Annotated in this window: 6 protein-coding genes; all 6 read left to right on the top strand. The window is 41.6% G+C overall.

Features of this window, described 5'->3' with window-relative positions; translation table 11 throughout:
* Positions 1 to 705 (top strand): T9SS type A sorting domain-containing protein (locus M0R21_09800; protein MCK9618113.1); only part of this gene is annotated, 705 nt, incomplete at its 5' end.
* A 289-nt stretch (positions 706 to 994) separates the two neighbouring features.
* A complete protein-coding gene (locus tag M0R21_09795) occupies positions 995 to 1,735 on the top strand; it encodes a DUF1566 domain-containing protein (GenBank protein ID MCK9618112.1) in 741 nt (246 codons plus the stop codon).
* Between the two features lie 132 nt (positions 1,736 to 1,867).
* A complete protein-coding gene (locus tag M0R21_09790) occupies positions 1,868 to 3,358 on the top strand; it encodes a dockerin type I domain-containing protein (GenBank protein MCK9618111.1) in 1,491 nt (496 codons plus the stop codon).
* A 640-nt stretch (positions 3,359 to 3,998) separates the two neighbouring features.
* Positions 3,999 to 5,321 carry an MFS transporter gene (locus tag M0R21_09785; GenBank protein ID MCK9618110.1) on the top strand — a complete coding sequence of 441 codons (1,323 nt, stop codon included), beginning with the start codon at positions 3,999 to 4,001 and terminating at the stop codon, positions 5,319 to 5,321.
* A gap of 74 nt (positions 5,322 to 5,395) precedes the next feature.
* On the top strand, positions 5,396 to 6,046 hold the full coding sequence (gene pgmB / locus M0R21_09780; protein ID MCK9618109.1) for a beta-phosphoglucomutase: 651 nt from the start codon (positions 5,396 to 5,398) through the stop codon (positions 6,044 to 6,046).
* 234 nt (positions 6,047 to 6,280) lie between these two features.
* On the top strand, positions 6,281 to 8,587 hold the full coding sequence (locus M0R21_09775; GenBank protein ID MCK9618108.1) for a glycoside hydrolase family 65 protein: 2,307 nt from the start codon (positions 6,281 to 6,283) through the stop codon (positions 8,585 to 8,587).
* Positions 8,588 to 8,599: the final 12 nt, after the last annotated feature.

The following is an 8,599-nucleotide window of genomic DNA, read 5'->3' as shown; positions in this document are numbered from 1 at the left end:
TTGGTTATGAACATTTCCAATTCTGCTCCCGGCACCACACTCTACTGGTACATTTCTCCTTCAGTTGTTCCCATAGGAACCTACAAAATAAAGGTTACAAGCGTACGGAATGCAACCGTAACAGATATAAGTGATGCTACTTTCGATATTGTAATTACTACTCCAGGGGGTTCCATTCTTGTAACTGCTCCTGACGGTGGGGAAGAGTGGAGCCTTGAAACCACACAAAGAATAACGTGGACAAAAAGTGCTTCCGTTACTGAAGATGTAAGAGTTGATTTACTTGACGCTTCTGATAATTTAGTTATGAATATTGCCAATTCCGTTCCAGGGACTTATTTAGACTGGTTTATATCATCTGGTGTAATAGCTGGTGGTAGTTATAAGGTTAAAGTTACCAGTGTTCGTAATTCTGCGATAACAGATCAAAGCAACAATATATTCTATATTGATTATTTCGACCTTGTAACATATCCCAATCCTGCCGTTTCTACACTGACACTCGATTTTAATAAGTTTAAAAAAGGTAAATATGCTGTGGAAATGTACAACCATTATGGGCTGAAAGCTTTTTCAAAAACAATAAATACTGAATATACCAACGAGTTTGCTCTTTCGGTTGCTAATCTTCCCAATGATATTTACATTATTACCGTTAAATCCGATAAAATTCAAGTAACAAAAAGAATCATAATTCAGCATTAATGTATAAGGAGACCTTAGGATGAGAATTCCGGGTTACAAAAATTAATCATTGTAAAAAAGGATGTTTTTTAAATAAAGCATCCTTTTTTATTGGTAACCTGTTTAATAAAAAGGTATACGCTAATGAGAAAACTGATATAAAGTACCACTAAAGATAAATATCGGATTTATCATACAGAAAAGAAGTTTTGTAACGTAGTCGCAAATTTTTATTCAAAATAAACCGAAAATAAAAATACGAATGAATTTTTTGTGAAATAATAATTTGATTAATAATAATATAAATACTATGAAAACATTTCTGCTTCTATTTACAGGTATCTGCTTTTTCTATAATTGCTCTTTTGCCCAAGTGAGTATAAGTGCCGATACCAGCCTGCCGGCAAGTTGTGCGATGCTTGAGGTTAAATCAACAGCCAAAGGATTCCTTCCACCCAGAATGACTACTACTGAAATGTTTTCCATTTCAAACCCTGTAGCCGGTTTGATGATTTATAACACAAGTGATAACTATCTTGCGTATTACAATGGAATATTATGGGAAAGAACTAATGGAACAGCATATTCCATTCCATTGGGAGCGCATATTGGAGGAGGTATCGTTTTTTATCTTGATGGTACCGGAATACATGGTCTTATTGCAGCTGAAACAGACCAGGGAGCGAATATTCCCTGGGGCTGTGAAGGATTCAGCATACATGGGGCGCAGGGTACTGCTGTTGGTACGGGTAACGCAAATACATTAGCAATTGTTACCGCTTGTACCTATTTGGGGATAGCTGCCAAAATTTGTTCTGATTTGGTACTAAACGGTTATAGCGATTGGTTTTTACCCTCAAAAGATGAACTCAACTTATTATATGCTCAACGCACCTTGGTAGGTGGATTTGCAAATGCCATTTATTGGAGTTCTTCTGAATACAGCAGTATTACAGGACAGGCATGGATGCAAGCTTTTTATAACGGCGATCAATATACCGGATGGAAAAGCGACCCTTTTTATTTTGTTAGGGCTATACGGGCTTTTTAACTATCAATAAATAGTATTAATATTCGGTAATTTCTACTTATGAACCGAGCATATTTATATAAAAACATAAACCTGCATGAAAATAATAACATGCAAGTTCCATCCGGCATATTAATAATAAATTATTTTCGGGTGAAAAACTTTGGTTATAACATCCGAAATTATTTTTTGCCGGTTGCAAAAGCTATTGCCATTTTTTGTCTGAACCTGTCAGTACTTTACCCTGCCAGTGCCCAAAGCGTAATTAATAGTGGCAGCACTTTATACATAACATCTGGTACTTCCTGGATAAATACCAGTTCTCTTATCATCCAAAATGGTGCCTCCCTCATCAATCATGGTACACTGCATTTAAAAGGTGATCTCGATAACCAGAATATCATTGCCTCTAACTTGGGTAACGGAACCCTGAATTTAACAGGTACAACAGTACAAAAAATCAAAGGAATAAATATTACAGGTAATTTAACCGTAAACAATCCGGCAGGATTGGAATTGTATGGCAATACAACTATAAGTAGCACACTTACCCTTACCAATGGCATTGTTTCTTTAAACACAAGTAATCTACTGCTTGATACAACGGCAACGATTGAAGGAACTCCTTCTGCATCGGCTATGGTTGTGGCAACAGGCACGGGCGAGTTGCGCAAAATGTTTAAAGATACAGGCAGTTTTATTTTCCCCATAGGTGATACTACAGGTGTTGCAGAATATACGCCGGCTACGCTAAACTTTACGTCTGGTAATTTTGCCGGCGGCAAATATGTCGGCGTTCGACTTAAAAATGCTCCTCTGTCAGGACTTACCGATAGCTATCTGAACCGTTATTGGCAAGTATCTACCAATGCAAATAATTTTATTTGCGATGCACTTTTCAACTATGCTGCACCGGCAGATGTTTCAGGTACAGAAAATACCATTTACTGTGGTTTGTTTAACGTACCTTCTTCCGCTACCTATGCTATTGCCAATACAAGCCTGCATCAGCTATCTGCAACCGGATTAACCTCTCTGGGCACTTTCACCGGGGAAAGCACCGAAAAAATACTTAATTTAACTTCCTTATTCACAGAAGGACTATATGCTGGTAGTAGCACCATGCGAAAAGCACAGGACGAATCAGGAGATAAATATACCGGTACAACTGCCGACCAGGTTAGCATTGAACTACACAGTGCTCTCGCAGGTGACTATGCTAACATTTTGTACACAAATCCTACAGTTAGCCTTGCCATTAACGGCACTGCTACGGCTATATTTCCCGCGGTAAAAAGAGCATCATACTATGTAACTATAAAACACCATAATAGTATAGAAACAACTACTGCCCAACCCATCTCTTTTGCCGGAAGAACCCTTAATTACACTTATGATTCACCTGCAAAAGTCTATGGTAATAATCTGAAAGAGGTTTTGGGCGTTTATGTTACCTATGGTGGCGATGTAAACCAGGACGGATTTGTTGACAGCGGCGATATGACCCCTGTTGATAACGATGCTGCAAATTTTGCAATGGGATACCTTGCCACTGATGCCAATGGCGATGGTTTTGTTGACAGCGCCGACATGACCATAATTGATAATAATGCTGCTAATTTTGTCTCCGCAATTATACCCTGACTATAAAAAATATTTTTATGGCTTTGGTAAGATTATCCAAACACAATTAATAAAATTTTTTTGAGACGACGACAGGATAACCCTGTTGTATTCTATTTTAACTTTCATATTCTTAGCGCTTCAGGTTCTGAATAAAAAACCGAACTGATTCATTTCCCCTAAATGAATGGGACTCAAAATGACAAACTGCAAATAATCACATTTCAGGTTTAGTGGATTGAAGCCTTAATAACTTGAATTCGGCGTAAGGTTGCAAATCATTTTTGCAATATTTTAGCATGTTACATTTTGTTGTAGACGATTAATTATTGATCCCGGCTGAGTGGCATTTGCTATTCCGCTCAAAACAAAGCGGAAATACAATTTCCGCAATTACAATAAATTAATACCCTAATGGGTTATTATCAGGCAGATGGAAAACATATTTTATCCCAAACTTAAGTGAATAGGTTTTTTGGTCATTTTCACCCTGATGACCGTGATTTATACCAGACCAGCAACAGGGCGTTTATGAAAAAATAAAATTCAGTATCTTTACAGCCTAAACAAAGTAAAGATATGAAGCCCACATTCTCATTGTGCTTTGCGATAACATTCAAATTTGTGGGTTCCATCATTCCTTAACGAACAAATTGATTGTATGATGAAACAAAAACCACGTTTACGCTTCTGGCAAATCTGGAATATGAGTTTCGGATTTCTTGGCGTACAGATAGGCTATTCACTTCAGAATGGCAATACCAGCCGTATTTTATCGGCGCTTGGTGCCAATGTGGATCAATTGAGTTATTTCTGGCTGGCAGCTCCGCTTGCCGGCTTGCTGGTACAACCTATCATTGGCCTTTCCAGCGATAAAACCTGGACCCGCCTTGGCAGACGCATCCCGTTTATCCTCGGTGGAGCCATCGTTTCGGCACTGGCAATGTTTTTTATGCCTAATTCCGAGTTCTTCGCTTACCTGGTACCACCCTTGTTTTTCGGGGCTTTCATGTTGCTTTTTATGGATACCTCTTTTAACGTAACCATGCAGCCTTTCCGTGCTTTAGTTGGTGATATGGTATCGGAGGAGCAGCGAAACATCGGCTATTCCATACAAAGTTTTCTCATCAATGCCGGTGCAGTGATAGGTTCATTGCTTCCGTTTGTGCTTACCTGGCTGGGCGTTGCCAATACGCCTGCTCCCGGCGAAAAAGTGGCTCCAACGGTAATCTGGGCTTTCTATTTCGGTGGAGGAGCACTGTTACTTACCGTGCTGGTAACTACTTTTACTACTAAGGAATATCCCCCCAAGGAATATGAAGAATATAATAATATTACAGTTGAAGAAAAATCTCACACCTCTTTCTGGGCATTACTGAAGGACATTCCCGTAACCATGTGGAGGCTTGCCATCGTTCAGTTCTTCTCCTGGTTTTCCCTGTTCCTGATGTGGGTTTACACTACTTCGGGTATTGCACAAAACATCTGGGGCACTCCTGCCACTGATTCCACCTCTGCAGATTTCAACGCAGCAGGAAACTGGACAGGCGTAATCTTTGCAGCTTACAGCGTTTTTGCAGCTTTGTTTTCCCTTGTGATGGCACGCATTGCCAATCATATAGGACGGAAGCCTACTTATATGTTTTCGTTGATTTTGGGTGGGATCGGACTCATCTCCATGATTTTTGTCCACGACCAGAATGTGCTGTTTTTCTCCATGATAGGCGTTGGTATTGCCTGGGCAGCCATCCTCGCCATGCCTTATGCCATCCTTTCGGCTTCGTTGCCGGCAAGTAAAATGGGCGTGTACATGGGGCTCTTCAATGCTACCATCACCATTCCTCAGATTGCAGCAGGACTGCTTGGCGGAATCGTTTTAACTGCTTTGGGCAGTAATGCCATCTTGATGCTTGGTATTGCCGGAGCTTCCATGGTGCTGGCAGGTATTTCTGTTGTATTTGTAAAAGAATATATTCAAAAATAATTAGCCTGGAGTTGGGAGCTATGAGCGATGAGATGCCCCTGATTCCTAACTCCAAGCTCCTAACTCACAGTTATATGAAAGCCTGCTTATTCGACCTCGACGGAGTAATAGTTGACACAGCCAAATATCACTATCTGGCATGGAAACGCCTTGCCCATGAACTGGGATTTGATTTCACGGAACACGATAACGAACGTTTGAAAGGCGTAAGCCGCATGACTTCGCTGGAGATTCTGCTCGGGATAGGAGGGAAGACCTTATGCGAAAAATCCAAGGAAGCCTGTGCCGCAAGGAAAAATGAATGGTATGTGGAATATATTATGCAAATGACCCCGGACGAAATCCTGCCGGGAGTGATTGGCTTCTTGGAATATTTAAAACAGAACAACATAAAGATAGCCTTAGGATCGGCAAGCAAAAATGCCCGGACTATACTCGAAAAAATCAGTATGATGCAATATTTTGATGCCATTATTGACGGCAACAAGGTTACCAAAGCCAAACCCAATCCTGAGATTTTCCTGAAAGGAGCCGCAGAATTGGGAATACCTCCTGCTGAATGTGTGGTTTTCGAAGATGCCGGAGCGGGCATACAGGCGGCTCTGAATGCCGGGATGAAAGTAGTAGGCATCGGGTTGCCCGAAAACTTGGGACATGCCCACCTGGTAGTTCCTGGTTTTGACGAAGTTTCTGTGGAAAAGATTAAAAAAATGATAAAAGAATAAATAAAAAGTTTGACCCATCTATGAAACCGACTGAAAAGCCTTTGTGATTCCGATGCACCGATAGTTATTGGTACTTGATGCCCTTAGTGGTTAATTTTAAAAAGTATTTAACTACAAAGGTCTCAAAGGCACAAAGAAAAATTTTGATCGGTTTCCGGAGTAAACTTGAAGATCAGGTATTCGCCGAAAGGGTAAGAAAAAAGAAAAAAAATTTACCATTCAAATTAAAAACGTATGAAAAGCTACATCAAACACGACCCATGGTGCATCATCGAAGAAGGATTCCATCCGGAGCACAACCGTATTACCGAAAGTGTGATGAGCATCGGCAACGGCAGGATGGGCCAACGTGCCAATTTTGAAGAATATTACAGCGGCGACAGCCTGCAGGGTAATTATATCGCGGGTGTTTACTACCCCGACAAAACCCGTGTTGGCTGGTGGAAGAATGGCTATCCCGAATATTTTGCCAAAGTGCTCAATGCCGTTAACTGGATTGGAATAGACGTTTATATCAATGGTGTTCGCCTCGACCTATACCGTTGTACCATCAAAAAATTCCGCCGTGTTTTGAACATGAAAGAAGGCTGGCTGGAAAGAACTGCCCTGCTGGTGATGGAAAACAACCTGGAAGTACAGTTAACTTCCAAACGTCTGCTTAGCATCGTGGATGACGAGAGCGGAGCCATACGCTACCAGCTTACCGTAACCAATGCCGATGCCGAAATCACCATTCAGCCGTTCCTCGATTTTGATGTAAAAAACCAGGATTCCAACTACGACGAAAAGTTTTGGGACGAGGTATGTCAGAAAGCCGGAAACGGAACCGGTTATGTAGTCGCCAAAACCAAAAAAACAGGCTTTGTGGTATCTGCTATCATGCAGTACCAGGTTTTTGTTGGGGAAAATCTGCAAAACATCACAGCCCAAGCGGTGGAAAAAGAAAAATACACCGGCAATATCCAAAAGTTTAAAGTGAAAAAGCAGGAAACACTTTCCATCGAAAAGTATGTTGCCATCTGTGCTTCGCTTAACCATCCGGAAGATAAGCTTGTGGAAAGCAGCACGGTTTACGTGCAGAAGGTAATGTCAAAAGGATTTGACAGAATGCTTCAGGAACAAATTGCCGCCTGGGATAAAAAATGGGAAGAAAGCGACATCGCCATCGAAGGCGACATTGCAGCCCAACAAGGCATACGTTTTAATATCTTTCAGCTAAATCAAACCTATACCGGCGAAGATGAACGTCTGAACATCGGTCCCAAAGGTTTTACCGGCGAAAAATATGGCGGAAGCACCTATTGGGATACCGAAGCCTATTGCATCCCTTTTTATCTTGCTACTTCCGACCCGAAGATTGCCAAGAATCTGCTCGTTTACCGCTACAAACAGTTGCATAAAGCTATCGAAAATGCCGAAAAACTCGGTTTTAGCGGTGGTGCAGCCCTGTATCCCATGGTAACCATGAACGGCGAAGAATGTCATAACGAATGGGAGATCACCTTTGAAGAGATACATCGCAACGGCGCCATCGCTTTTGCCATCTACAACTACATCCGTTACACCGGCGACGAACCTTACCTGATTGACTATGGACTGGAAGTGCTGATTGCTATCTCCCGTTTCTGGGCGCAGAGGGTAAATTTCTCGCAGGAAAAGAAAAAATATGTGATGCTTGGCGTTACCGGCCCGAACGAATATGAAAACAACGTCAACAACAACTGGTACACCAGCAAAATGGCTTGCTGGACGTTAGGATATACCTGCAAATCTATTGAATACGTTAAAAATATGGCTCCGCGCAAGTTCGAGCATCTAATTGCCAAACTGAAATTCGACGAAACAAAAGAAACAGCACAGTGGAAAACCATCTTTAGCCACATGTACTATCCCGAAGACAAAGAACAGGAGATATTCCTGCAACAGGATGGCTACCTGGACAAAGAACAGATACTTGTAAAAGACCTGCCACCAAAAGACCTTCCTCTGAATCAGAAATGGTCGTGGGACCGCATCCTGCGCTCCTGTTTCATCAAACAGGCAGATGTGTTACAGGGGTTATACTTTCTCGAAAATCAGTTTGATACGGCTACCATCAAGCGTAATTTCGACTTTTACGAACCTCGTACCGTACACGAATCTTCTCTCTCGGCTTGCGTACATTCCATCCTCGCTGCCAAAATTGGCTACGAGAAAAAAGCATACGAGATGTACCTCCGCACTGCCCGTCTCGATCTCGACGATTACAACAACGATACCGACGACGGTTGCCACATCACCAGCATGGGCGGCACCTGGATGACCGTCATTCAGGGCTTTGGTGGCATGCGTGTGTACGACGATAAACTACGTTTCTCCCCGATGATTCCTGCGCAATGGGAAGCCTATTCTTTTAAAATCCTTTTCAGGGAACATTTACTGAAAATAAGAGTAACAAAGAAAGAAGTGCTGATAGAAAATCAGAGCACAACGCCTATATCCTTGTTTGTCTTTGATAAGATGTATCAGATTGATTCCAACTCGTATATTGTTGTTGGTTGATCTCTGCCTTCT

It is taken from the genome of Lentimicrobiaceae bacterium (assembly GCA_023227965.1).
Taxonomy (GTDB): Bacteria; Bacteroidota; Bacteroidia; order Bacteroidales; family JALOCA01; genus JALOCA01.
Note: the sequence above shows the minus strand (reverse complement) of the source record. Positions and strands in the feature narration are given on the sequence as shown.